The 24274-nt window shown below is 70.4% G+C and carries 23 protein-coding genes; 12 read left to right on the forward strand and 11 right to left on the reverse strand.

The window, feature by feature from the left end; translation table 11 throughout:
• Positions 1 to 14: 14 nt before the first annotated feature.
• On the forward strand, positions 15 to 1472 hold the full coding sequence (locus OHB13_RS20600; protein WP_328378089.1) for an aldehyde dehydrogenase family protein: 1458 nt from the start codon (positions 15 to 17) through the stop codon (positions 1470 to 1472).
• A 21-nt stretch (positions 1473 to 1493) separates the two neighbouring features.
• Positions 1494 to 2135 (forward strand): PadR family transcriptional regulator, encoded by a 642-nt coding sequence (locus OHB13_RS20605; RefSeq protein WP_328378090.1) that lies wholly within the window; start codon positions 1494 to 1496, stop codon positions 2133 to 2135.
• Between the two features lie 35 nt (positions 2136 to 2170).
• Here the strand turns inward: OHB13_RS20605 and OHB13_RS20610 are convergent, their stop codons facing one another.
• Complete coding sequence (locus OHB13_RS20610) at positions 2171 to 3592, reverse strand: glutamate decarboxylase (RefSeq protein WP_266854719.1); 1422 nt, start codon at positions 3590 to 3592, stop codon at positions 2171 to 2173.
• A 168-nt stretch (positions 3593 to 3760) separates the two neighbouring features.
• Positions 3761 to 4126 carry a YbjQ family protein gene (locus OHB13_RS20615; protein WP_266854717.1) on the reverse strand — a complete coding sequence of 122 codons (366 nt, stop codon included), beginning with the start codon at positions 4124 to 4126 and terminating at the stop codon, positions 3761 to 3763.
• A gap of 158 nt (positions 4127 to 4284) precedes the next feature.
• Here OHB13_RS20615 and OHB13_RS20620 point away from each other — a divergent pair, with 158 nt between their 5' ends.
• On the forward strand, positions 4285 to 4983 hold the full coding sequence (locus OHB13_RS20620; RefSeq protein WP_266854716.1) for a DedA family protein: 699 nt from the start codon (positions 4285 to 4287) through the stop codon (positions 4981 to 4983).
• 52 nt (positions 4984 to 5035) lie between these two features.
• On the opposite strand, the gene OHB13_RS20625 is transcribed toward OHB13_RS20620, so the two are convergent.
• Together OHB13_RS20625 and OHB13_RS20630 are read right to left on the reverse strand one after the other, a co-directional pair.
• Positions 5036 to 6688: a threonine/serine ThrE exporter family protein gene (locus OHB13_RS20625; RefSeq protein WP_266854714.1), complete on the reverse strand. Its 1653-nt coding sequence runs from the start codon at positions 6686 to 6688 to the stop codon at positions 5036 to 5038.
• Positions 6689 to 6863: 175 nt separating this feature from the next.
• Positions 6864 to 7358: an inorganic diphosphatase gene (locus OHB13_RS20630; RefSeq protein WP_164264904.1), complete on the reverse strand. Its 495-nt coding sequence runs from the start codon at positions 7356 to 7358 to the stop codon at positions 6864 to 6866.
• A 108-nt stretch (positions 7359 to 7466) separates the two neighbouring features.
• On the opposite strand from OHB13_RS20630, the gene dacB reads away from it, so the two are divergent.
• From dacB to folE, 6 genes are all read left to right on the forward strand, one after another.
• Positions 7467 to 9017, forward strand: coding sequence for a D-alanyl-D-alanine carboxypeptidase/D-alanyl-D-alanine endopeptidase (gene dacB, locus OHB13_RS20635; protein ID WP_328378091.1), 1551 nt, complete (start codon positions 7467 to 7469; stop codon positions 9015 to 9017).
• A 149-nt stretch (positions 9018 to 9166) separates the two neighbouring features.
• On the forward strand, positions 9167 to 10300 hold the full coding sequence (locus tag OHB13_RS20640; protein ID WP_266854710.1) for a zinc-dependent metalloprotease: 1134 nt from the start codon (positions 9167 to 9169) through the stop codon (positions 10298 to 10300).
• A gap of 170 nt (positions 10301 to 10470) precedes the next feature.
• The gene (gene tilS, locus OHB13_RS20645; RefSeq protein WP_266854709.1) at positions 10471 to 11595 is read left to right on the forward strand and encodes a tRNA lysidine(34) synthetase TilS; all 1125 of its coding nucleotides are present in this window, start codon (positions 10471 to 10473) and stop codon (positions 11593 to 11595) included.
• 64 nt (positions 11596 to 11659) lie between these two features.
• Positions 11660 to 12199 carry a hypoxanthine phosphoribosyltransferase gene (hpt, locus tag OHB13_RS20650; protein WP_250305594.1) on the forward strand — a complete coding sequence of 180 codons (540 nt, stop codon included), beginning with the start codon at positions 11660 to 11662 and terminating at the stop codon, positions 12197 to 12199.
• 217 nt (positions 12200 to 12416) lie between these two features.
• Positions 12417 to 14459: an ATP-dependent zinc metalloprotease FtsH gene (ftsH, locus tag OHB13_RS20655; RefSeq protein WP_328378092.1), complete on the forward strand. Its 2043-nt coding sequence runs from the start codon at positions 12417 to 12419 to the stop codon at positions 14457 to 14459.
• A gap of 107 nt (positions 14460 to 14566) precedes the next feature.
• A complete protein-coding gene (gene folE, locus OHB13_RS20660; protein ID WP_266854705.1) occupies positions 14567 to 15172 on the forward strand; it encodes a GTP cyclohydrolase I FolE in 606 nt (201 codons plus the stop codon).
• Positions 15173 to 15250: 78 nt separating this feature from the next.
• On the opposite strand, the gene OHB13_RS20665 is transcribed toward folE, so the two are convergent.
• From OHB13_RS20665 to OHB13_RS20690, 6 genes are all read right to left on the reverse strand, one after another.
• Positions 15251 to 15733 carry a DUF3180 domain-containing protein gene (locus OHB13_RS20665; protein ID WP_328378093.1) on the reverse strand — a complete coding sequence of 161 codons (483 nt, stop codon included), beginning with the start codon at positions 15731 to 15733 and terminating at the stop codon, positions 15251 to 15253.
• A gap of 100 nt (positions 15734 to 15833) precedes the next feature.
• Positions 15834 to 16445: a 2-amino-4-hydroxy-6-hydroxymethyldihydropteridine diphosphokinase gene (gene folK / locus OHB13_RS20670; protein WP_266854702.1), complete on the reverse strand. Its 612-nt coding sequence runs from the start codon at positions 16443 to 16445 to the stop codon at positions 15834 to 15836.
• Complete coding sequence (folB, locus tag OHB13_RS20675; RefSeq protein WP_266854700.1) at positions 16442 to 16801, reverse strand: dihydroneopterin aldolase; 360 nt, start codon at positions 16799 to 16801, stop codon at positions 16442 to 16444. Before folB ends, folK begins: the two co-directional genes overlap by 4 nt.
• 189 nt (positions 16802 to 16990) lie before the next feature.
• Complete coding sequence (locus OHB13_RS20680; RefSeq protein ID WP_328378094.1) at positions 16991 to 17461, reverse strand: nuclear transport factor 2 family protein; 471 nt, start codon at positions 17459 to 17461, stop codon at positions 16991 to 16993.
• A complete protein-coding gene (gene folP / locus OHB13_RS20685; protein WP_266854697.1) occupies positions 17458 to 18318 on the reverse strand; it encodes a dihydropteroate synthase in 861 nt (286 codons plus the stop codon). Before folP ends, OHB13_RS20680 begins: the two co-directional genes overlap by 4 nt.
• Before the next feature lie 169 nt (positions 18319 to 18487).
• Positions 18488 to 20320 (reverse strand): phosphatidylglycerol lysyltransferase domain-containing protein, encoded by a 1833-nt coding sequence (locus tag OHB13_RS20690; protein ID WP_328378095.1) that lies wholly within the window; start codon positions 20318 to 20320, stop codon positions 18488 to 18490.
• 151 nt (positions 20321 to 20471) lie between these two features.
• Here OHB13_RS20690 and OHB13_RS20695 point away from each other — a divergent pair, with 151 nt between their 5' ends.
• On the forward strand, positions 20472 to 21584 hold the full coding sequence (locus OHB13_RS20695) for an alpha/beta hydrolase (RefSeq protein ID WP_266854693.1): 1113 nt from the start codon (positions 20472 to 20474) through the stop codon (positions 21582 to 21584).
• Here the strand turns inward: OHB13_RS20695 and OHB13_RS20700 are convergent.
• Positions 21571 to 22716 carry an ABC transporter ATP-binding protein gene (locus OHB13_RS20700; RefSeq protein ID WP_328378096.1) on the reverse strand — a complete coding sequence of 382 codons (1146 nt, stop codon included), beginning with the start codon at positions 22714 to 22716 and terminating at the stop codon, positions 21571 to 21573. The two genes, OHB13_RS20695 and OHB13_RS20700, sit on opposite strands and share 14 nt — an antisense overlap.
• Positions 22717 to 22887: 171 nt before the next feature.
• On the opposite strand from OHB13_RS20700, the gene OHB13_RS20705 reads away from it, so the two are divergent.
• Both OHB13_RS20705 and OHB13_RS20710 read left to right on the forward strand, forming a co-directional pair.
• Positions 22888 to 23589, forward strand: a complete 702-nt coding sequence (locus OHB13_RS20705) for an ABC transporter permease (protein ID WP_328378097.1) — start codon at positions 22888 to 22890, stop codon at positions 23587 to 23589.
• A gap of 2 nt (positions 23590 to 23591) precedes the next feature.
• A complete protein-coding gene (locus OHB13_RS20710; protein ID WP_266854689.1) occupies positions 23592 to 24260 on the forward strand; it encodes an ABC transporter permease in 669 nt (222 codons plus the stop codon).
• Positions 24261 to 24274 lie beyond the last annotated feature (14 nt).

Raw genomic sequence — 24274 nt, forward strand, 5'->3', positions numbered from 1 at the left:
CAGTTAGGGATTCCATGTCCTTCTTCAGCGAGCTGGCTCTTCAGTACATCGACGGTGAGTGGAAGCCCGGCAGCGGTTCCTGGGACATCATCGACTTCAACCCGTACGACGGGGCGAAGCTGGCCTCGGTCACGGTGGCCACCGCAGCCGAAGTGGACCAGGCGTACCGCGCCGCCGAACGCGCCCAGCAGACCTGGGCCGAGACGAATCCCTACACCCGCCGCACCGTCTTCGAACGCACCCTGCGCATCATCGAGGAGCGCGAGGACGAGATAGCCGATGCGATCGTCACCGAGCTGGGCGGCACCCGGCTGAAGGCCGCCTTCGAGCTGCACCTCACCAAGGAGTTCCTGCGCGAGGCCGTGCACCTGGCGCTGCGCCCCGAGGGCCGCATCCTCGCCTCGCCGGTCGACGGCAAGGAGAACCGCGTCTACCGCGTCCCGGTCGGCGTCGTGGGCGTCATCAGCCCGTTCAACTTCCCCTTCCTGCTCTCCATGAAGTCGGTCGCCCCGGCACTGGCGCTCGGCAACGCCGTGGTCCTCAAGCCGCACCAGAACACCCCGGTCTGCGGCGGCACCCTGGTGGCGAAGGTGTTCGAGGAGGCGGGACTGCCCGCCGGCCTGCTGAACGTGGTGGTCACCGACATCGCCGAGATCGGCGACGCACTGCTCACCCACCCGGTGCCCAAGGTCATCTCCTTCACCGGCTCCGACAAGGTCGGCCAGCACGTCGCCACGGTCTGCGCCGCCCACTTCAAGCACGCGATCCTGGAGCTCGGCGGCAACAGCGCGCTGATCGTGCTGGACGACGCCGACATCGACTACGCGGTCGACGCGGCGGTCTTCAGCCGGTACGTGCACCAGGGCCAGGTCTGTATGGCCGCCAACCGCATCCTGCTGGACCGCAGCGTGGAGCAGGAGTTCACCGAGAAGTTCGTCGCCAAGGTGTGCACGCTCAGGACCGGCGACCCGGCCGACCCGGCCACCCACATCGGCCCGCTCATCAACGCCTCGCAGGCCGAGGCCGTCACCTCGGTCGTCGAGCAGGCGGTGGCCGCCGGAGCGACGGCCCTGGTGCAGGGGCGCGCCGATGGCAGCCTGGTCTCGCCCTCGGTCCTGACCGGTCTGGCCCCCGACTCCCCGGCGCTCCAGCAGGAGATCTTCGGCCCGGTGGCGCTGCTCGTCCCGTTCGACGGGGAGGACGAGGCGGTCCGTATCGCCAACGACACCCCGTACGGCCTGAGCGGCGCGGTGCACACCGGGGACGTGGAGCGCGGTGTCCGGCTCGCCCGGCGGGTCCGTACCGGAATGATCCACATCAACGACGGCACCGTGCACGACGAGCCGATCGTCCCCTTCGGCGGCGAGAAGCGTTCCGGGCTCGGGCGGCTGAACGGTGAGTCGATGGTCGACGTGTTCACCACCCAGCAGTGGATCTCGATCCAGCACGGGCGCAGCCGCTTCCCGTTCTGAGACAGGATCTAGGCTGGCCCCATGTCAGCGATCCGTCTGCTCGTCCTCGGAGCGGTCCGCCAGCACGGGCGGGCACACGGCTACCAGGTCCGCAACGACCTGGAGTACTGGGGCGCCCACGAGTGGTCCAACGCCAAGCCGGGGTCGATCTACCACGCCCTGAAGCAGTTGGCGAAGCAGGGAATGCTGCTGGCTCACGAGACCGCTCCGAGCACGGCGGGCGGCCCGCCGCGTACCGAGTACGAGATGACGGCGGCGGGCCGGGAGGAGTACCTCAGACTGCTCCGCGAGGCGCTCGTCACCTACGACCAGAAGATGGACGTCATGTCGGCCGCGCTCGGCTGCATCGTCGACCTGGAGCGGGCCGAGGCCGTCGCGCTCCTGAAGGAACGTGTCCGGGCGATGGAGGCCTGGCGCGCCTCGGTCACCGAGCACTACATCCCCGAGGGCGGCCCGCAGCAGCTCGGCCACATCGGGGAGATCATGAACCTCTGGGTCCACACGGCGGACGGCGGGGCCGAGTGGACACGCGGACTGATCGCGCGGATCGAGGGCGGGGCGTATGTCTTCGCGGGTGAGGGCGAGCCGTTCGTGGGCGTACTCGCCGATGGCGAGGAGAACCCGTACGCGAGTGGCGGGCCGCACCCGGGGGACAGCGCCTGACGGGTGCGGCCGGCCCGAAGCCGGTCGGGAAGGACCTAGTGGTGGAACGCCGTGGCCTGCGCCTTGCTCCGCTCCAACGGTCCGGACTGGCGCCGGAGTTCGGGCAGGAGCGACTCCATATCGTCCATCAGCAGATCGGACAGGTCCTCGGAGAACCCGTTGCGGCAGACCACCCGCAGCACCGAGAGGTCCTGCCGGTTCTCGGGGAAGGTGTACGCGGGCACCAGCCACCCCCGCTCGCGCAGCCGGCGTGACACGTCGAACACGTCGAAGCTCGTGGTGTCCTGCGTCGTCGTGAAGGCGAAGACCGGCAGCTCATTGCCCCGGGTCAGCAGCCGGAAGTCGCCCAGCGCCTCGATCCGGCCGGCAAGTCCCTGCGCCACGTCGCGTGTTGCCTGCTGGACGGCGCGGTATCCCTCCTTGCCGAGCCGGAGGAACGTGTAGTACTGCGCCACCACCTGCGCGCCCGGCCGGGAGAAGTTGAGGGCGAAGGTCGGCATGTCGCCGCCCAGGTAGTTGACCCGGAAGACCAGCTCCTCGGGCAGTTCCTCGGCGGAGCGCCACAGCGCCCAGCCGACACCCGGGTAGACCAGCCCGTACTTGTGGCCCGACGTGTTGATGGACGAGACCCGGGGGAGCCGGAAGTCCCAGATCAGCTCCTCGTCGAGGAAGGGGGCGACCATCGCGCCCGACGCCCCGTCGACATGGACGGGGATGTCCAGGCCGGTGCGCTCCTGGAGGGCGTCCAGGGCCGCGCAGAGCTCGGCGATCGGCTCGTACGACCCGTCGAAGGTGGAGCCGAGCACGCCCACGACCCCGATGGTGTTCTCGTCGCAGAGGTCGGCGGCGGCCTGCGGGTCCAGGTGGTAGCGGTCGCCCTCCATGGGGACCTGCCGCGCCTCGACCTCCCAGAAGGTGCAGAACTTCTCCCAGCAGACCTGGACGTTGACCCCCATGACGAGGTTCGGCCGCGCGGTGGCCGGATAGCGGTCCGCGTTCCGCTTCGCCCAGCGCCGCTTGAACGCCATGCCCGCGAGCATGCACGCCTCGCTGGAACCGGTCGTCGAACAGCCCACGGCGGTCGTGGGATCCGGCGCGTTCCACAGGTCGGCGAGCATCGCCACACAGCGCCGCTCCAGCTCGGCGGTGCGCGGGTACTCGTCCTTGTCGATCATGTTCTTGTCGCGGCACTCCGCCAGGAGCACCCCGGCCTGCGGCTCCATCCACGTCGTGACGAACGTGGCGAGATTGAGCCGCGAGTTGCCGTCCAGCATCAGCTCGTCATGGACCAGCTGGTACGCGCTCATCGGCGGCAGCGGGCCATCGGGGAGCCGGTGCTTGGGCGGGGCGGTGTCCATGCCGCCGACGGGGTTCGCGTCGCCGAAGAAGGGGTTCACGGCGATGGTGGACGGTTTCCCGGAGTCGTCGGACCCGTTCGCGCCTCGGTGCAGTGGCATGGTTCGCGTTCGCCTTCCTCTGAGCCGCGCTCTCCTGTCGCGACGATGCGGACAAATGGTGCGGGTGGTGCGCCCGGCCGTGCCGGTGTGCGAGGTGGGGCAGGCGGGGGCGGCGGGGGAGACGGTACGGGTGCTGGGCGGGGCGCCCGTACCCGTACCGCCCCGCCGTCACTGCTTGGCGATCACGACCGCCGTGCCGTACGCGCACACCTCGGTGCCGATGTCGGCCGCCTCGGTGACGTCGAACCGCATCGCGAGCACACCGTTGGCGCCGCGCGCGCGGGCCTGCTCGATCAGTCGCTCCATCGCCTGGTTGCGGGTCTCCACCAGGGTCTTCGTCAGCCCCTTGAGCTCGCCGCCGATCATCGACTTCAGGCCGGCGCCGATCTGGCTGCCCAGATGGCGGGAGCGGACTGTGAGCCCGAACACCTCGCCGACGACCTGCTGCACCGTGTACCCGGGGACGTCGTTCGTCGTGACGACCAGTACGTCGGCCTGGGGCGACTGGCCGCCGCCGTAATCCGCGATGCTCATCCGGCATCACCTCCTGGTGATCACCTTGCCCGAAAACCCGGTCACCTCGCACCCGTGGCGAGGCGATGGAACCAGTAACCCCGCGCGGGCGTTGATAACTTTGGCCAGCCATTACCCGCATGGCACCCATGCCGACTGACCCCAGGAGCCCGGAACCCGTGACTACTCTCGCGCTCGGACCGAGCTGGATGGACCCGGACTACCTGATCAGCACCTTCGGGGTGGCCGGTCTGCTGGTGATCATCTTCGCCGAGTCCGGGCTGCTGATCGGTTTCTTCCTGCCGGGCGACTCCCTGCTGTTCACCAGCGGTCTGCTCGTCACCACCGGCAAGCTCGGTACTCCGCTCTGGCTGCTCTGCGTGCTGGTCGCGCTCGCCGCCGTCGCGGGCGACCAGGTGGGCTATCTGTTCGGCCGCAAGGTCGGACCTTCGCTCTTCCGGCGCCCCGACTCCAAGCTCTTCAAGCAGGAGAACGTCGAGAAGGCGCACGACTTCTTCGAGAAGTACGGCCCGAAGTCCCTGGTACTGGCCCGCTTCGTGCCCATCGTGCGGACGTTCACGCCGATCATCGCGGGCGTGAGCCGGATGAACTACCGCTCGTTCGTGATCTTCAACCTCATCGGCGGCACGCTCTGGGGCGTGGGCGTCACCCTGCTCGGCGCGGGGCTCGGCAAGGTCGCGTTCGTCAACGCGCACATCGAGCTGATCCTCGTCGCCATCGTGCTGGTGTCGGTGGTGCCGATCGTGATCGAGTACCTGCGCTCACGCGGAAAGGCCGCCCGGGAGGGCACGCCGGGCGGCGACGCACCGGAGGGCCAGGGGTCCGGCACACAGCGCCGCCGGCACGCCAAGCGGTAGCGGCGGGGAATTTCCCCACACGGCTACGGCTCAGATGCCGCGCGTCCGCTTACTAGAACCCGCGCGTCCGCTTCGCCGCCCGGCGCTGGCCGCCGACCACGCCGGGCGCCCGCATGAAGAGCCGGGAGATCTCACCGCCGAGGTTCACCCCGACCGCGATGGCCAGCGCCAGGGCGGCCGCCTTGGTCAGCGAGGCCAGCCCCTTGTTCACGTCGCTGTGTGCGAAGTACAGCATCCCGAAGTACGTCGCGGAACCGGGCAGCAGCGGCCCGATCGCCGCCGTGACGTACGGCAGCGCCGATGCGTACCGGTAGCGCGAGAACAACTGCCCGAACAGACCCACGAGTCCGGCCGCGATGGCGGTGGACGGCACCGCCGAGATGCGTCCCGCGTAGTGCAGCGCCCCGTAGACGATCCAGGCCACCCCGCCGTTCAGCGTCACCATCAGCACCGTCGAGCGGTCCTGCTGGAGCAGGATCGCGAAGGCGAAGGTCAGCACCATCGCGGCGATGATCTGGACGACGGGCCTGTTGACGCTCAGCAGCGCCGCCTCCGCGTTGAGCCCGCCGGCGCCGAGCTGGAGCCCCGCCGAGATCACGATCAGCACGCCGATGACGATCGAGATGAAGAAGTAGACGACTTCGAGGAGCCGCGCGGACGCGGTGATGTAGTAACCGGTCAGACCGTCCTGGACGCCCGCGACGAGCGCCCGTCCCGGCAGCAGGGCGAAGAGCCCACCGGTGATCACCGCTGAGGCGCGCAGGCCGGGCACGTCCAGGATCGTGAGCAGCACCCCCACCGCGGCCGGCGGCATCGCCGCCACCGAGAACTGGTAGAACTCCGGCAGCCCGCGCCCGGCGAGGAACCAGGCAAGCCGGTCGCCGAGCATCGCACCCACCATCGCCGCGATGAAGACCAGCGCGCCACCGCCGACGAGCACGGAGGCCGCACCGGCCAGCAGCCCGTTGGCGGTCGTCAGCGCCCAGCCCGGATAGGGGTGGCGGTTACGGCGGATCCCGGCGAGGCCGCGGTACGCCTCCTCCAGCGAGACGTCGACGTCCTCGGACGTGATGTCGTCGATGAGGTGGTAGACCGCCGCCAGACGGGTGTAGTCGGTGCCGCGGCGGCGTACGGTACGGCTCGCGGTCACCGGGTCGTCCACCAGCGACGGCTGGTGCGAGATCGACAGCAGGGTGAAGGTGACGGTCGGCTCGCAGCGTTCGAGCCCGTACGCCTGGGTGACGCCGAACATCGCCGCCTCGACGTCCTCGGCGCCCTCGCCGCCCGCGAGCAGCAGCTCGCCGATACGCAGCGTCAGGTCGAGCACGCGCGGTACGGCGGGACCCGACTCGTCGTCCTGCTTCTGCGCCGCTTCCACCGTCGGCCGCTCATGGACCGGCATCCGCAGCATCGTGCGCATCCGGTCCTGCCAGGGCGCCTCCTTGGCCAGCTTGATCATGGGGAAGCCATGGGCCGGGGTGAAGGCGGGCGGCGAGTTCTGGGCGCTGTACGTCTGCGGGGTGGTGAAGGCGGAACCCTCGGGTTCGGAAGGCGTCTCGGCGGCCAGCCCGGGCGGCACGGCGAACTCCGAGGTGGTGGAGGAGTCCTCGGGGGCCGGGGTCCCCGTGCCCGTCGGCGGTACGAAGGCGCTCCGTACCTCGTCCGACTGCGGCTTGCGGTCCTCGGGACCGTCGGTCTCAGCCACTCGCTCCGCTCCCACCTCTCCCGTACCTGATCAGCGCCTGCCCAGTATGCGCACGGATACCGCCTGTACCGCCTCCGGACGCACTGCGGGCGGTGCGCCCCGGAGGGACACACCGCCCGCAGGAGCAGTCTCGGCACGGGCCGGGCTGTGCGGCCGGCACCGCATCAGCCGTGGCTCAGTGCGACCCGCCCTGCGCCTGGAGGCGCTTGTACGAGTTCTCGACCTCGGCCTCGGCGTCGGCACGGCCGACCCAGTCGGCGCCCTCGACGGACTTGCCGGGCTCCAGGTCCTTGTAGACCTCGAAGAAGTGCTGGATCTCCAGGCGGTCGAACTCCGACACGTGGTGGATGTCGCGCAGGTGCTCCACCCGGGGGTCGGAGGCCGGGACGCAGAGCAGCTTGTCGTCGCCGCCGGCCTCGTCGGTCATCCGGAACATGCCGATCGCGCGGCACTTGATGACACAGCCGGGGAAGGTCGGCTCGTCCAGCAGGACAAGGGCGTCCAGCGGGTCGCCGTCCTCGCCGAGGGTGTTCTCGACGAATCCGTAGTCCGCGGGGTAGCTGGTCGAGGTGAAGAGCCGACGGTCCAGACGGATCCGGCCGGTCTCGTGGTCCACCTCGTACTTGTTCCGCGAACCCTTCGGAATCTCGATGGTGACGTCGAACTCCACGGGTGGCTCCTCCATGATCAACACGAACTTCGGGTGGTGCTGCGTCCTGCCGGACCGGCCGGATGCCGCGCGCACGGCAAACGCAGTGGTTAAGTGTCCCCCACGACGATGTGTGATCGCGAAAGGGGCTGCTCCGAGGTGCCGGTGCCGAAGGTGACGACGTGGCAACTCTCGGCGGGCTCCGCCGTGATCGGTCTCGCGCTCGCGGCCGGGCTGATCGCGGCGTCCGGACCCTGGGACTCAGGTCAGCGTAAGGCCGAGCGGGACTGGGCCGCTGCCCGGGACCGGACAGGTGGCGCACATCACGGGAGCCCGGCGCACCCCGGCAGGCCGGCCGGTCCGGCGCCCGCGCCCCATGCGCCCGGCGTGCTGGCCGCACTCGGCAGCAGCGCCGCACCGACCGGCAAAGGGCTCGGCGATGCGCTCGGCCACCTGATGGACGACCCGGCGCTGGGCCCCACCGCGGGCGGCGTGGTGATCGACACCGTCACCGGCCGGACCCTGTACGGATCGGACGCTGGCCGGCCGATGACCCCCGCCTCCACGGTGAAGCTGGCGACGATGGCCGCCGGGCTCTCCGCGCTCGGTCCCGGCCACCGCATCGCCACCACCGTCACCGCGACCCCCGACGGGAAGCGGGTGACCCTCAGGGGCGGCGGTGACCCGACCCTGGACCGGGACGGGCTGCGGGCGCTCGCCGACGCGACGGCCAAGGTGCTGCGCGACCGGGGCGTCAGCTCCGTCCGTATCTCGTACGACACCTCGCTCTACTCGGGACCCGTGCTGCACCCCATCGGCCCCAACGACAACCTCGCCCCGGTCAGCGCCCTCATGACGGACGAGGGGCGGCTGGGCGGCGGCTCCGGGGATTCCGGCGGCTCCGGGGACCCCAGCGACTCCAGTGACTCCAGTGGCTCCAGTTCCTCCGGCGGCTCGGCCGGCTCCCCGGAGGAAGGGGACCACGGACCGGCCCCGCGCTCCGGCGACCCGGCGGGCGACACCGCCCGTACGTTCGCATCGATGCTGGCCGACCGGTCCGTCCACAGCAAGGGCGCGCCGTCGCCCGGCAAGTCCCCCAAGGGCGCGAAGACGGTGGCCAGCACGTACTCGGCGCCGCTCTCGGCGCTGGTCGAGCGGGCCCTCACCAACAGCGACAACGACATCGCCGAGGCCGTCGCCCGGCAGACCGCGCTCGCCGCGCACGAACCAGCGAGCTTCGCGGGCGCGGGCCGGGCGGTCCGGGACCGGCTGAAGAAGCTCGGCCTGCCCCTGGGCGGGGCCCACTTCGCCGACGGCAGCGGGCTGAACAGGCAGGACAAGGTCTCGCCGACGCTGCTCGCCACCCTCCTCACCCGGGCGGGCGACCCGGCCCACCCCGAACTGCGCCCGATCCTCACCGGGCTGCCGATCGCCGGATTCACCGGCACACTCGACGGACGCTTCACGGACCCGTCGGGCGCCGGGCGGGGTGCCGGTCTCATCCACGCCAAGACCGGCACCCTGACCGGGGTGAACACCCTGGCCGGGACGGTGGTGGACACCCGGGGCAGGCTGCTGGCCTTCGCGTTCATGGCGTCGGACACCGCGTCCCCGACGGCGGCCCAGTCGGCCCTCGACCGCCTGGGCACGGCCGTGGCGGCCTGCGGCTGCACCGGCTGAAGCCCTCCGGGAGCCCGCCCGGAGCTCCCCCGGGAGGCTTCGGTGGCCCACCCCCCGTCCGTACGGCGCCGCGTGTGCACCGCCCGTGAGCCGTGAGCAGCCGGTGCAACACCTCACCGTCCGCGGATCCGAGAACGTACGGTTGACGCATGACGCGCATCGGTGGTGCCGAGATGGTCGACTGGAACCTCGCCACGGCGACTGCGACCCGCTTCGCGAAGCAGGGTCCGGACGTCAGCAGGGACGAGGCCCGAGCGGTGGTGGCGGAGTTGCGCAGGCACGCCAAGTCCGCCGAGGAGCACGTCCGCGCCTTCACCCGGATGATCCCCGAGGGCACGGACCTGGAGGACACCCCGGTCCTCGTGGTGGACCGCGCGGGGTGGGTCAAGGCCAACGTCGCCGGATTCCGTGAGGTCCTGAAACCCCTGCTGGAGAAGATGCAGGACCGGCGCGGCAACTCGCCGGGCGGGGCCGTGCTCGGCGCCGTGGGCGGCAAGGTCACCGGTGTCGAGCTGGGGATGCTGCTGTCGTTCCTCTCCTCACGGGTGCTGGGGCAGTACGAGACGTTCGCCCCCGCCGGACGTGACCTGCCCGCGGGGGCGGGCAGCGGCGGCCGGCTGCTCCTGGTCGCGCCGAACATCGTCCATGTGGAGCGCGAGCTGGACGTCGACCCGCACGACTTCCGCCTCTGGGTCTGCCTGCACGAGGAGACCCACCGCACCCAGTTCACCGGTGTGCCCTGGCTCCGCGACCATCTGGAGGGCGAAATCCAGTCGTTCCTGGAGGAGACCGAGGTCGACCCGATGACCGTCCTGGAGCGGCTGCGCGAGGCCGCCCAGTCCTTCGCGGGCAACCGTCCGGCCGACGAGGGCGACGGCGGCAGCTCACTGGTCGAACTGGTCCAGACGCCCGCCCAGCGGGACATCCTCGGCCGGCTCACCGCGGTGATGTCGCTCCTCGAAGGGCACGCGGACTACGTGATGGACGGCGTCGGCCCCCAGGTGGTGCCGTCGGTCGACGACATCCGCGAGAAGTTCCAGAAGCGCAGGGCACAGGGTGCGGGCCGCCTCGACCAGGCCCTTCGCAAGCTGCTCGGTCTTGACGCCAAACTCCGCCAGTACCGCGACGGCGAGCGCTTCGTACGGGCGGTGGTCGAAGAGGTCGGCATGGACGGCTTCAACCGCGTCTGGACTTCGCCGAACACGCTGCCCACCAAGGCGGAGATCGCCAAACCGGCGGACTGGATCGCGCGGGTGCACGGTAAGGGCGACAAGGCGCTCTGACCCGGCCCACGGCAGAAGTACGCCGTGGTAATCACCCATCCGAGGGACCGTCGGCGAGGAGTTGGCGTGCGATGCTCGGGTAACGGCCTGGTTCTGTCACCATCTATGCACTCTGTGTGACGCAGCCGTCCTCCGAGGCACCCCCCCAACTCCACCGAAGGGCACCGGATATGGGTCCCCATCCTGCGGTCGCAGCGATACGCCTGGCGGTCCGCCGCGTACTCCACGACGTACTCAACGAACAGACGGCCATCGACCTCAGCGGTCGCACGGCCAGTGACGGAACCCCGGCCGGGCGCCCGGCCCCCGGCGAAGGGCCCGGACACCCCGCGGCCCCGCACTCCCCGGGTGCGCGCCCCGGAGGCACCCCGTCCGAGCAGCACCGGCCACTGGTGCTGGTCGCGTGCTCCGGTGGCGCCGACTCCATGGCGCTCGCATCGGCCCTGGCCTTCGAGGCCCGCAAACTCGACATCCGCGCAGGCGGCGTCACCATCGACCACGGTCTCCAGGACGGCTCGGACTCCCGCGCCGACGAAGTCGTCTCCCGGCTCAGGGGCCTCGGACTCGGCCCCGTGGAATCCGTCGCCGTGACGGTCGGCCGGGCCGGCGGGCCCGAGGCCGCCGCAAGGGACGCCCGGTACGCCGCGCTCGACGCCGTGGCGGAGCGCCACGGCGCCGCGGCCGTCCTCCTGGGCCACACCAGGGACGACCAGGCGGAGACCGTCCTCCTCGGCCTCGCACGGGGCTCCGGGATCCGCTCCCTGTCCGGTATGGCGGCCGTCTCGGGGGCGGCCGGCCGGTACCGCAGGCCCTTCCTCCAGCTCGACCGCCAGACGGCCCGCAAGGCCTGTCTCGTCCAGCACCTCCCGGTCTGGGACGATCCGCACAACACGGACCCCTCGTACACCCGCTCCCGGCTGCGCCACGAAGGGCTGCCCGCCCTGGAGAAGTCACTCGGCAAAGGGGTCGTGGAGGCGCTGGCCCGCACCGCACGCCTCTCCCGCGACGACGCCGACGCCCTGGACGCCTGGGCGGCGAACGCCGAGGAGGCATCCAGGGACGAGGCAGGGCAGCTGGAGTGCGCCAAGCTCTACGCCCTGCCGCCCGCCGTCCGCAGCCGGGTGCTGCGCCGCTCCGCCATCGCCGCCGGCTCGCCCGCCGGATCCCTCTTCGCCCGCCACATCGAGGAGATCGACCGGCTGATCACCGGCTGGCGCGGGCAGGGTGCCATCAACCTCCCGGGCCGCGTCGAGGCTCAGCGGCAGGGTGGCAGACTGGTTATCCGGCAAGGCTGACGCGAAGCTGCGCCGCAAGCCGAAGCACAAGCAACTGAAAGTGGCCCGGGTGAACGAGAAAGACATGGGCACCGACCTCGCGTCGGTGCTCATCACCAAGGAAGAGATCGACGCCAAGCTCGCGGAGCTGGCCGCGAAGATCGACGCGGAGTACGCGGGCAAGGATCTGCTGCTCGTCGGTGTTCTCAAGGGCGCTGTGATGGTGATGGCCGACCTGGCCCGTGCGCTGTCCACGTCGGTCACCATGGACTGGATGGCGGTGTCGTCGTACGGCGCCGGTACGCAGTCGTCGGGTGTCGTCCGGATCCTCAAGGACCTGGACACCGACATCAAGGGCAAGCACGTCCTGATCGTCGAGGACATCATCGACTCGGGTCTGACTCTCTCCTGGCTGCTGTCGAACCTCGGATCCCGCGAGCCCGCCTCGCTGGAGGTCTGCACGCTGCTCCGTAAGCCGGATGCCGCCAAGGTCTCCCTCGATGTGAAGTGGGCCGGGTTCGATATTCCGAATGAGTTCGTCGTCGGATACGGACTCGACTACGCGGAGAAGTACCGCAATCTCCCGTTTGTCGGCACGCTGGCTCCGCACGTGTACGGCGGCTGACTCCCCGTCCGGCTCTGCCGGGCGACCCGCATTCAGCCGTGAGCCGAACGGGAACCCTCACCTATTTCCCGCCGTTGGAGCAGGGGAAGGCAGGTTCGTCGGCACTCCCGTGAGGTCGCGGGCGGCAATGCTGGGGTACCGTCCGAAGAACACTCTTTACTCACAGCAGCATTTACCTACGGGCAGGAGGGACGGGGCGTAGTTCCGCCCCGTATGGATGGACGTGAAGCGATACTTCCGTGGGCCGGTCATGTGGATCGTGCTGGCCGTCCTCGCCGTGGTCGTGTTGATGCAGGTCGTCGGCTCGTCGGGCGGCTACAAGTCAGTGGACACCTCCAAGGTCGTCCAGGCGATCGACAAGAACCAGGTCGAGCAGGCCAAGGTCACGACTGGTGACGAGAACGTCATCAAGATCGAGCTGAAGAACGGCCAGAAGCTGGGCGGCGAGTCGGGCGGCAAGTTCCAGGCGAACTACATCGGCGACGCACAGGGCACTGCCCTCGCCGCCAAGCTGCAGAGCAAGGTCGACAGCGGCGACATCGCGAAGGGCTACACGGTCTCGCCGTCGAAGCAGAACCCCTTCGTCGGGATCCTGCTCTCGCTGCTGCCCTTCGTACTCATCGTCGTGGTCTTCCTGTTTCTGATGAATCAGATGCAGGGCGGCGGCTCCAAGGTCATGCAGTTCGGCAAGTCAAAGGCCAAGCTGATCACCAAGGACACCCCCAAGACGACCTTCTCCGATGTGGCGGGGTCCGACGAGGCTGTCGAAGAGCTCCATGAGATCAAGGAGTTCCTGCAGGAGCCGGCGAAGTTCCAGGCCGTCGGCGCCAAGATCCCCAAGGGCGTCCTGCTGTACGGGCCGCCCGGAACGGGCAAGACGCTGCTCGCGCGCGCCGTCGCGGGCGAGGCCGGCGTGCCGTTCTACTCGATCTCAGGTTCCGACTTCGTCGAGATGTTCGTCGGTGTCGGTGCCTCCCGAGTGCGTGACCTCTTCGAGCAGGCCAAGGCGAACGCTCCGGCGATCGTCTTCGTCGACGAGATCGACGCCGTCGGCCGGCACCGCGGTGCGGGCCTCGGCGGTGGCCACGACGAGCGCGAGCAGACGCTGAACCAGCTGCTCGTCGAGATGGACGGCTTCGACGTGAAGGGCGGGGTCATCCTGATCGCCGCCACCAACCGGCCGGACATCCTGGACCCGGCGCTGCTGCGTCCCGGCCGTTTCGACCGGCAGATCGCGGTCGACCGTCCGGACATGCAGGGCCGCCTTGAGATCCTCAAGGTTCACCAGAAGGGCAAGCCGGTCGCCCCGGACGTCGATCTGGGCGCCGTTGCCCGTCGTACGCCCGGCTTCACCGGTGCCGACCTGGCCAACGTGCTGAACGAAGCGGCGCTCCTCACGGCGCGCGGCAACCAGAAGCTCGTGGACAACGAGGCGCTGGACGAGGCGATCGACCGTGTCGTGGCGGGCCCGCAGAAGCGGACCCGGATCATGTCCGACAAGGAGAAGAAGATCACCGCGTACCACGAGGGCGGACACGCCCTGGTCGCGGCAGCTTCTCCCAACTCGGACCCGGTCCACAAGATCACGATCCTCTCCAGAGGCCGTGCTCTCGGCTACACGATGGTCCTGCCCGACGAGGACAAGTACTCGACCACGCGCAACGAAATGCTCGACCAGCTGGCTTACATGCTGGGCGGGCGCGCGGCCGAGGAGCTCGTTTTCCACGACCCGACCACGGGCGCGGCGAACGACATCGAGAAGGCCACGGCCACCGCTCGCGCGATGGTCACGCAGTACGGCATGACCGAGCGCCTGGGCGCGATCAAGTTCGGTGGCGACAACACCGAGCCGTTCGTCGGCCGGGAGATGGGTCATCAGCGCGACTACTCGGAAGAGGTCGCGGCGCTGGTCGACGAAGAGGTCAAGAAGCTCATCGAGACCGCGCACAACGAGGCCTGGGAGATCCTCGTCGAGAACCGCGACGTTCTCGACAACCTGGTCCTCCAGCTCCTGGAGAAGGAGACGCTGAACAAGGAGCAGATCGCTGAGGTCTTCTCCGGCATTGTGAAGCGTCCGGCCCGCCCCGCGTGGACCGGCTCCAACCGGCGTACGCCCTCGACGCGCCCGCCGGTGCTCTCCCCGAGGGAGCTGGCGCTCACCAACGGCGCCGTTGGTGCGGTCACCGCGGGTGCCAACGGCACGACCCCCTCGGAAGGCGGCGGCATCGAGGCCGTCCCCGAGGACCGGCCGGAGAGCTGACCCGGAGCCCTTCCCTACCGGGCAGGCCCCGGAATGTATGCCGCGTCCCCCAGGTTCTAGCCTGGGGGACGCGGCGTTTTTCTTGGAGAACGAGGAACGAGGAACAGATGACCGACCCGATAACGCTGGACGGCGCGAGCCAGATCCGCGAGTTCGACGAGAAGCGGGCCGAGGACGCCGTACGGGAGCTGCTCATCGCCGTCGGGGAGGACCCGGACCGAGAGGGGCTGCTGGAGACACCGGCCCGGGTGGCGCGCGCGTACAAGGAGATCTTCGCCGGTCTGCGGCAGAAGCCCGAGGACGTACTGACGACGACGTTCGACCTCGGCCACGACGAGATGGTCCTGGTCAAGGACATCGAGGTGCAGAGCCACTGCGAGCACCACCTCGTGCCGTTCACCGGGGTCGCCCACGTCGGCTACATCCCGTCATCCGACGGGAAGATCACCGGCCTGTCGAAACTCGCCCGGCTCGTCGACGTCTTCGCCCGGCGCCCCCAGGTCCAGGAGCGGCTGACCACGCAGGTCGCGGAGTCGCTGATGGACATACTGGAGCCGCGCGGGGTGATCGTGGTCATCGAGTGCGAGCACATGTGCATGACGATGCGCGGGGTCCGGAAGCCGGGGGCGAAGACGATCACATCGGCGGTCCGCGGCCAGCTGCGCGACGCGGCGACCCGCGCCGAAGCGATGAGCCTGATCATGGCCCGCTGAGCCGTGGAGCCCGACGAGCGGTAAGGCCTGGTGAGCCGGAGCAGATCCCTGGTTCGGGCGGCTCGGCCGCGCCCCGGGTCAGACGGCTGCGTCCCGGCCGTTGTGGTCATCGTCGTCCGGGAGCTTGCACACCCGCTCCAGGAAGAACGCAGCCGCGACCACCGCGACCCCCGCCACCAGTGAGAAGCCGGCATAGATGGCCTGGTCCCGGCGGGCCGGGTCGTCAAGGTGGCTGAGCAGATAGACGCCCGTGCCGCCGTACATCCCGCAGACCAGCGACGCCACCAGCGCACTGGCCTGCGCGAAGACCACCGCGCGGGCCGCCATCAGCGGGTCCACGCCCTTCGCGCCGGGCCGGCGCTCCCGCTGGGCCCGCAGCCGGGCACGGAGCGAGAGCGCCGTGGCGAGCAGCACCACCGCGATGGCGCCCAGCACGATGGGCGCGGCGAGCGGCACGCTCGGCAGGGTGCCCACCGAGTTCCAGAGCCGCGCGCCCGCCCAGGAGAGCACTCCGGCGACGACGAACAGGCCGGCCAGTACCCCGAGCCGTAGTTGCTTCACGTGATTCTGCTCTTCACTCTGCTGTTCCTTGTCTGCCCTGCCCGTGGGCCCGTCCCTCTGCCGCGCCGGACACCCGGAGCGATCCCCCAGAGGCTAACGGCTACTCGGGCAGGCAGAGTTCCAGATCGGCGCGGGGCAGCACACCTTCGCTGCCGACCGCCGCCAGCAGTTCGGCGACCGGACCGCGGCCCGGCACCTCGGCCGCCGGATCCACGTCGTGCCACGGCACCAGGACGAAGGCCCGCTGGTGCGCGCGGGGGTGCGGGAGCGTCAGCACCGGGTCGTCGGAGACCACGTCCGCGTACGACAGGATGTCCACGTCGATGGTGCGGGGGCCCCAGCGCTCGTCGCGCACCCGGTCGAAGGCCTCCTCGATGGCCTGGCCGCGCTCCAGGAGCGAGTCGGGGGGCAGCGTCGTCTTCACGACGACCACCGCGTTGAAGTACGAGGGCTGCGAGCCGGGGTCGACGCCCCAGGGCTCCGTCTCGTACACCGGGGAGACAGCCTTGACCCGCAGACCCGGGGTGTCCTCCAGGGCGTCGATGGCGCCCTGGAGGGTCTCCAGGCGGTTGCCGAGGTTGGCGCCGAGGGAGATCACGGCCCGTTTCGGATTGGACAGCGTCACATCGGCCGCATCGACCTGGGCGACCACGGAGGCCGGTACCGGCTGTACGGTCGGGTCGCTCTGCGGCTCGCTGGGATACACGGTCATACTCGGCTCCGGATGATGGTGATGGTCACGTCGTCGAAGGGGACGGTGATCGGGGCATCCGGCTTGTGCACGATCACCTCGACCTCCTCGACGCCTTCGTGCTTGAGGCACTGCTGGGCGATCCGCTCCGCCAGGGTCTCGATCAGATCGACCGGTTCACCCCGGACGACGTCGACGACCTCCTCCGCCACCACCCCGTAGTGCACGGTCTTCGTCAGGTCGTCGTCAGCCGCCGCGGGCCGGGTGTCGAGGCCGAGCACCAGATCCACGATGAAGGTCTGGCCCTCCGCGCGTTCCTTCGGGAAGACGCCATGGTTCCCACGGGCCTTGAGGCCGCGCAGCGCGACACGATCCACGCGAATCACTCCTGCTGTTCGTCGGTAGGCGGGCCGGCGCCGAATGCGGTCGGCGCGGCCCACATATTCGAATCTACCTGCGGCTACCGACAGCACCCCGCCACGGGGGCTGTGGTCATGGTTCCGGGTGGGTGATATTCGCCCCTACCCCCGACTGCGGGAATGAACCCTGCGGAGGGCACAACCCACTCAGGCGGGTGCCTCGTCGCCCTCGGACGTACCCTCGCCACCTTCGCCCTCGCCCGTATCGGCGAGCACGGGCGAGCCGTGGTGGGACCAGAGCTTCCAGCCGTCGGGCGTCCTGCGAAAGGTGTTGGTGGCGACCACGAGCTGTCCGACCAGCGGGCCCAGCTCACCGGCCTCCTCGGCCGGACCGCCGCTGAGGATGTTCTCGGTGCAGGTGACCAGGGCGGTGTCGTCGGCGACGTTGACCACCACATCGGTCAGGAAGAACTGGATGTACTCGGTGTTCGCCATGATCAGCGCGTACGACCTGAGCACGTCACCGCGCCCCGAGAGCACCGGCCAGCCCGGGTGGACGCAGGAGATCTCGTCCTCCAGCCAGAGCGTGGAAAGGACGTCGAAGTCGCCCCGCTCCATCGTCTCGTAGAAGGCCGTGTTGGCGAGCTCGACCTCTTCCACGTCGGTGGCCGCCGTCATGCGGCACCCTCGATGGCGCGGGCCACGCGGACCGCGTCGGCCGTGGCCCGTACCTCATGGACCCGGACGGCCCAGGCACCGGCGTGAGCGGCGAGCGCGGAGACCGCGGCGGTGGCGGCGTCCCGCTCGCGGGCGGGCGGCGGGGCCGCGCCCTCCCGGGCCAGTACCCGGCCGAGGAAACGTTTGCGGGAGGCGGCGACCAGCAGCGGGTGGCCGAGCGCGCGGAGCTCCGCCAGGTGGGCCACGAGCGCCAGGTCGTGCTCGGCGTCCTTGGCGAAGCCGAGGCCGGGGTCGACCACGATCCTCTCGGGTGCGATGCCTCCGGCGACCGCCGCGTCCACCCGGGCGCGCACCTCGGCGACGACCTCGGCGACCACGTCCGCGTAGACGGCGCGTCCGGCCATCGACTCGCTGAACCCGCGCCAGTGCATCACCACGAACGGCGCTCCGGCCGCGGCGACCACCGGGACCATGGCGGGGTCGGCGAGCCCGCCGCTGACGTCGTTGACCAGGACGGCACCGGCCTCGACCGCCTGCTCGGCGACGGCGGCGCGCATGGTGTCGACGGAGACGGTGACGCCCTCGGAGACCAGCCCCCGTACGACCGGGACGACCCGGCGCAGCTCTTCACCGGCGTCGACACGGCTGGCGCCCGGGCGGGTGGACTCACCGCCCACGTCGACCAGGTCGGCGCCCTGCGCCACCAGGTCGAGGCCGTGCTTGACGGCGGCGTTGGTGTCGAACCAGCGACCGCCGTCGGAGAAGGAGTCGGGCGTCACATTGACGACACCCATGACCGCGCAGCGGTCCCACTCCGGCAGCCCTGCCACCCGGCCCCGCCCGTGCAACGTACTCATACCCCCAGCCTAGGGCCTTTTTTGCGGCTCAGATCTGGCCTGGACGCCGGATGCCGTACGGGCGGGGAGGCGGACTGCGGGACCGGGGCGGGGCCGGGGCGAGGCGGTGGGCCGGGCCGCGTGCCTCCGGGCGGGTGATCGCGGGGGTGGCCGCGGGCCCCGGGCCGCGTTACGCCGCCCGGGCCCCGCTCTCGCCGTTCGCGCCCTTGAGGTGGGTGCACGGACGGTCCGCCACCCGTCCGCGCCGTGCGAACGGCCACGGCAGGCCCAGATTGACGAAGCCCTCGGCCTGCATCGCCGCGAAACCGATGCGCGGCAGGTCGCCGGTGTTGCGGAAGACCACGAAGCGCGGCTCCCAGCGCGGCTGGAACTTCGCGTTGAACTTGTACAGCGACTCGATCTGGAACCAGCGGGAGAGGAAGACCAGCAGCCCCCGCCAGCCCCGCAGGACCGGACCCGCACCGATCTTCTCGCCGCGGGCCAGCGCAGAGCGGAACATCGCGAAGTTGAGCGAGACCCGCTCGACGCCGAGCCCGGGGGATGCCTCCAGGGCCGCGACGATCAGCAGCTCGTTCATGCCGGGGTCGGCGGCGCGGTCGCGGCGCATCAGCTCCAGAGACATGCCGTCCTTGCCCCACGGCACGAAGTGGATGATCGCCTTCAGGTCGCCGAACGGGGACTCGGGCCCGTCGGCCTTGTGGGCGGTCGCGATGACGCAGTCCCCGTCGCCGGGATCGCCGATCCGGCCGAGCGCCATCGAGAAGCCGCGTTCGGTGTCCGTACCGCGCCAGGCCGCCGCGGCCGCCCTGATCCGCTCCAGCTCGACCTCGCCCACGTCACGGACGCGCCGGACCCGCGTCTCGTAGCCACCGCGCTCGATGCGCTTCACCATCTGGCGTACGTTGCGCATCGCCCGCCCGGCGAGGGAGAAATCCACGACATCCACCACCGCCTCGTCCCCGAGTTCCAGCGCGTCAAGACCGGTCTCACGGGTCCAGACCTCACCGCCGGTCTCGCTGCACCCCATCACCGCGGGGGTCCAGGAGTGCAGCTTGGCCTCGTCCATGAAGCGTTCGATCGCACCGGGCCACGCCTCGACGTCGCCGATGGGGTCACCGCTGGCGAGCATCACCCCGGAGACGACCCGGTAGCAGACGGCCGCCTTGCCGCTCGGGGAGAAGACGACGCCCTTGTCGCGGCGGAGCGCGAAGTGGCCGAGCGAGTCGCGTCCGCCGTGTTTCGCCAGCAGGGCCCGCAGCTGCTTCTCGTCCTCGTCGGTGAGGCGCGCCGCCGGGTGTTCGGGCCGGAAGGCCAGATAGATGGTGGTGACGGCGGTGAGCAGCCCCAGGGAGCCGAGCGAGTAGGCGACCGTCCAGGAGGTGTTGCCCTGGTACTCGACCGGGCCCTCGAAGCCGAACAGCCCGAACAGCACGTGCTGGAGGCGGTCGGCGATGCTGGGGCTGCCGACGACCCGGCCGGGGTGGACGCTGACGATGACCAGGCCGAGGCCCAGCGATCCCGCGCCGAGCAGCACGAAGTTGGCGAGCGCCTTCCACCGGCTGCGCGGGTCGGGCAGCGCCTCGAACTCGGAGCGGTGGCGTACGACCAGGGTCAGCAGCACCAGCGAGATCAGCACCCCGACGATCGAGTGCCGGTAGCCGAACTCCGCCACGGCGCCGATCGGAAGCAGCACCACGGCTGCCCGCCAGGCCCTGCGTTTACGGCGTTTGAGGCCATGGGCGAGGAGCAGCAGGAGCACCCCCACGCAGAGCGCGAGCGCCGCGGTGAACGGCCCCAGCGCACCGGGCAGCACCTCCGCGACGGTATGCATCCGGCTGTGCCGGAACCGGGGGAACGCCCCGCCGGCGATGTCGAGCAGGCCGACGACCGCACAGGCCGTCCCGACCAGGGAGGGGACGGTCTCGGGGCGGGGGCCCCGGAAGATCCGTCGGACACTCTTCGGAACCATTACCGACTTTTCCCCATCTACCGGCACAGACATCGCTTCCCACGGCTCCACAAGAGGTTCTGTGTCCGCCGATCGCCGAAGTCGGCGCAGCATCCGGACATTTTGTGTCCTCTAGGACGGCAATTACGGGGCGCGGGTTCATCCGTCACCCGGAAAAATCTCTCCCCAGAAAGCTCGGCTCCTCATGGGTCTCACCAGCCACAAGGTTCTGGCGCTCGCCGCACTGCTGGCCATCGCCCTGTTCGCCGCGACGATCTGGCTCTGGCCACGGCTCGCGCGGCGCAGCGGCCGCGCGGTGGCCGGACGGGTCGGCCTGTTCCTCGCCACCCAGCTGGCGGTCTTCGTCACGGTCGGGCTCATCGCCAACAACTCCTTCCTCTTCTACGGGTCGTGGGCCGACCTCTTCGGCCAGGAGCAGACGCCGGGCGTGGTCGTCGACCACGACGCGGGCAGCCGTGACGTCCGGGTCGTGGCGAGGAAGGGCCTGGACGTCCCCGGCGGCACCAAGCCGGAGCTCGCCGGGCAGATACAGAAGGTCGTGATCCAGGGCCGTACGTCGAAGATAGCCAGCTCCGCCTACGTCTATCTGCCGCCGCAGTATTTCCAGCGGGCGTACATGAAGCGAACTTTCCCGGCGGCCGTGGTGCTCACCGGTTACCCGGGCACGGCGGAGAACCTGATCCACGGTCTGCACTACCCGAGGACGGAGTTCGACCAGCTGAAGGCCGGGAAGATGCGGCCGATGGTGCTGGTGATGCTGCGGCCGACGGTCGCCCCGCCGCGGGACACCGAGTGCGTGGACATAAAGGGCGGACCGCAGAGCGAGACGTTCTTCGCGAAGGACCTGCCGGGCGCCGTCAGGGCCGCGTACCGGGTCGGGCCCGGGCCCGGGAACTGGGGCTCCATAGGGGACTCGACGGGCGGTTACTGCGCCCTGAAACTGGCGGTCCACCACCCGGGTGTGTACGGGGCGGGGGCCGGGCTCTCCGCGTACTACCGCGCGGCCGAGGACCCGACGACGGGCGACCTCTTCCAGGGCAACGGCCTTGAGCGGCGGCGCGCGGATCTGACGTGGAGCCTGGAGCACCGGCCTGCCCCGGCCACCTCGCTCCTGGTGACCACCAGCAAGAAGGGCGAGGGGAACTACCGCAGCACGATGCGGTTCATGGACAAGGTGAAGCCGCCCACCCGGCTCTCGTCGATCACCCTGACCAGCGGTGGGCACAACTTCAACACCTGGCGCCGCGAGATCCCCGCGGGCATGGTGTGGCTGAGCCAGCGGCTCACCGGCCGCTGACGGTGTCCAGCTCCACTTCGTCGCGCGGGATGTCCCGGGCGTCGGCCGCGGTGGAGCGGCGCAGCGCCTCGTGCAGCCGGGCCGGGGTCAGCACGCCCAGGAAGCGGCCGGCGCCGGCCTCGTCGATCACCGCGATCCACCCGGCGTCGTGCTGGAGCATCGTGGCGAACGCCTGCTTGAGCGAGGCCCCGACGGGCAGCCGGGCCTCCATGCGGCGGGCGTGTTCGCGCACCGTCCCCCTGGCGGTGGCGGCCTGCCCCGCGGAGATCCAGCCGTGCAGATTCTCGTCCCGGTCCAGGACGACCGCCCAGCCCGGGAGCGTGGCGGGCAGCGGATCGTCGAGGTGTACCACCGGGGGCTGTTCCAGGTCGCCGGGCTCGATCGGGGTGACGGAGAGCCGCTTGAGGCCGCGGTCGGCGCCGACGAAGTCCGCCACGTAGGGGGTGGCGGGGGCGCCGAGTACGGCGGCCGGGGCGTCGAACTGCTCGATCGTGCCCTGCCCGTACACCGCGATGCGGTCGCCGAGCCGGACCGCCTCCTCGATGTCATGGGTGACGAAGAGGACGGTCTTGCGGACGGACTTCTGGAGCGCGAGGAACTCGTTCTGGAGGTGTTCGCGCACGACCGGGTCGACCGCGCCGAACGGCTCGTCCATCAGCAGTACGGGCGGGTCGGCCGCCAGCGCCCTCGCCACGCCCACCCGCTGGCGCTGGCCGCCGGAGAGCTGCTCGGGGTAGCGGCCGCCGTGGACGGACGGGTCGAGACCCACCAGTTCGAGGAGTTCGGCGGCCCTGGCGCGGGCGGCGGAGCGCTTGATGCCCAGCAGGTGCGGGACCGTCGCGGTGTTGTCCAGCACCGTCTTGTGCGGGAAGAGGCCGACCTGCTGGATCACATAGCCGATACGGCGGCGGAGTTCGACGGGGTTGGTGGCGGATATGTCGTCCCCGTCGACGAATATCCGGCCGCCGGTCGGCTCGATGAGCCGGTTGACCATCTTCATCGTGGTGGTCTTCCCGCAGCCGGACGGGCCGACGAGCGTGACCAGTTCACCTTCGGCGACCTCGAAGGAGAGGTTGTCGACGGCGGTCGTGCCGTCGGCGTACCGCTTGGTGACGTTTTCGAATCGGATCATGATTCCCCATTGTGACGGGCCGGTTGTGAAGGCCATGTTGCTGCAGTGCGACGGATCCCGGCATTGTCAGTGGCCGGGGATAGGGTCGCCACTGAGTTGAGGAAACCGATGGGGGCCGGACGACGGGTCCTGTCGGGCCGGAGCGCGGCGGGGGCCGGGAGGCGGGGCGCGATGAGCGGGCAGAACTGCATGGTGAGGAACGACTGGCTCTGCTGGGACTACGTCACATCCCGCAGCCAGGAGCTGACCGACGCGACCGTCCAGCACATCTGGATCACCGCGGTGTCGGTGGCGATAGGGCTGGTGGTGGCCCTGCCGCTGGCGTTGCTTGCGCGCCGCGGACGGGTGTTCGCGGGGCCGGTGCTCGGGCTGACGACCGTGCTCTACACGGTGCCGTCGCTGGCGATGTTCTCGCTGCTGCTGCCGTGGTTCGGCCTGTCGGCCGCCCTGGTCGTCACCGGCCTGGTGCTCTACTCGCTGACCATCCTCGTACGGAACATCATGGCCGGTCTCGCCGCGGTCCCCGAGGACGCGCGGGAGGCGGCGCGGGGGATGGGGTACGGACCGGTCAGGCTGCTCTGGGAGGTCGAACTGCCGCTGGCGCTGCCCGCGTTGTTCGCCGGTCTGCGGATCGCCACGGTCTCCACGGTCGCGCTGACGACGGTCGGCTCGATCGTCGGCAAGGGCGGGCTCGGCAATCTCATCTCGGACGCGCTGCCGACCCTCTTCAAGGCGCAGGTGCTGACCGCGTCCGTGCTCTGCGTACTGCTGGCCGTCCTGGCCGATCTGATGCTGCTCGGCGTGCAGCGGCTGCTCACGCCCTGGACCCGAATACGGACGCCGCGAGCGGTCCGTACGGCTGAGGCGGGCTGATCATGGGTGAGTTGACCGATGCCTGGACCTGGCTGACGACGGGGTCCAACTGGTCGGGGGAGAGCGGTGCGGAGCACCGGCTCGCCGAGCATCTGACGGTCAGCGGGATCGCGTTCGCGCTGGCGTGCCTCATCGCGCTGCCGGTCGCGCTCCGGCTCGGGCACATCGGCCGGGGCGGCGCGCTGGCCGTGAACATCTCCAACGCCGGGCGCGCGATACCGACGTTCGCGGTGCTCGCGCTGCTGCTGCTGACCCCGCTGCGCTCGCACGGCGATCTGCCGACGGTGATCGCCCTGGTTCTGTTCGCGGTGCCGCCGTTGCTGACCAACGCGTACACCGGGATGCGTGAGGTGGACCGGTCGGTGGTGGAGGCGGCCCGGGGGATGGGGATGTCGGGGCGTCAGCTGTTCCTGCGGGTCGAGCTGCCGCTCGCCTATCCGCTGATCATGACCGGGCTCAGGTCGGCCGCGGTCCAGGTGATCGCCACGGCGACGCTGGCCGCGATGACCGGCGGCGGGGGCCTCGGCCGGATCATCACCGCCGGGTTCAACACGTACGACACCGCGCAGGTGGTGGCGGGCGCGCTGCTCGTCGCCGCGCTGGCGCTCGTCGTCGAGGGGCTGCTGGTGGTGGCGGACCGGCTGCTCGACCCGCGGCGCAGGGCGGCCTGAGGGCGGCCCGCGTC

Source organism: Streptomyces sp. NBC_00440, assembly GCF_036014215.1.
GTDB lineage: Bacteria > Actinomycetota > Actinomycetes > Streptomycetales > Streptomycetaceae > Streptomyces.

Coding starts and splice junctions, on each gene's coding strand:
- OHB13_RS20600 (WP_328378089.1), top strand. CDS start 15: ATGTCCTTCTTCAGCGAGCTGGCTCTTCAGTACATCGACGGTGAGTGG.
- OHB13_RS20605 (WP_328378090.1), top strand. CDS start 1,494: ATGTCAGCGATCCGTCTGCTCGTCCTCGGAGCGGTCCGCCAGCACGGG.
- OHB13_RS20610 (WP_266854719.1), bottom strand. CDS start 3,592: ATGCCACTGCACCGAGGCGCGAACGGGTCCGACGACTCCGGGAAACCG.
- OHB13_RS20615 (WP_266854717.1), bottom strand. CDS start 4,126: ATGAGCATCGCGGATTACGGCGGCGGCCAGTCGCCCCAGGCCGACGTA.
- dacB (WP_328378091.1), top strand. CDS start 7,467: ATGTGTGATCGCGAAAGGGGCTGCTCCGAGGTGCCGGTGCCGAAGGTG.
- OHB13_RS20640 (WP_266854710.1), top strand. CDS start 9,167: ATGACGCGCATCGGTGGTGCCGAGATGGTCGACTGGAACCTCGCCACG.
- tilS (WP_266854709.1), top strand. CDS start 10,471: ATGGGTCCCCATCCTGCGGTCGCAGCGATACGCCTGGCGGTCCGCCGC.
- hpt (WP_250305594.1), top strand. CDS start 11,660: ATGGGCACCGACCTCGCGTCGGTGCTCATCACCAAGGAAGAGATCGAC.
- ftsH (WP_328378092.1), top strand. CDS start 12,417: ATGGACGTGAAGCGATACTTCCGTGGGCCGGTCATGTGGATCGTGCTG.
- folE (WP_266854705.1), top strand. CDS start 14,567: ATGACCGACCCGATAACGCTGGACGGCGCGAGCCAGATCCGCGAGTTC.
- folK (WP_266854702.1), bottom strand. CDS start 16,445: ATGACCGTGTATCCCAGCGAGCCGCAGAGCGACCCGACCGTACAGCCG.
- OHB13_RS20680 (WP_328378094.1), bottom strand. CDS start 17,461: ATGACGGCGGCCACCGACGTGGAAGAGGTCGAGCTCGCCAACACGGCC.
- folP (WP_266854697.1), bottom strand. CDS start 18,318: ATGAGTACGTTGCACGGGCGGGGCCGGGTGGCAGGGCTGCCGGAGTGG.
- OHB13_RS20690 (WP_328378095.1), bottom strand. CDS start 20,320: ATGTCTGTGCCGGTAGATGGGGAAAAGTCGGTAATGGTTCCGAAGAGT.
- OHB13_RS20695 (WP_266854693.1), top strand. CDS start 20,472: ATGGGTCTCACCAGCCACAAGGTTCTGGCGCTCGCCGCACTGCTGGCC.
- OHB13_RS20700 (WP_328378096.1), bottom strand. CDS start 22,716: ATGATCCGATTCGAAAACGTCACCAAGCGGTACGCCGACGGCACGACC.
- OHB13_RS20705 (WP_328378097.1), top strand. CDS start 22,888: ATGAGCGGGCAGAACTGCATGGTGAGGAACGACTGGCTCTGCTGGGAC.
- OHB13_RS20710 (WP_266854689.1), top strand. CDS start 23,592: ATGGGTGAGTTGACCGATGCCTGGACCTGGCTGACGACGGGGTCCAAC.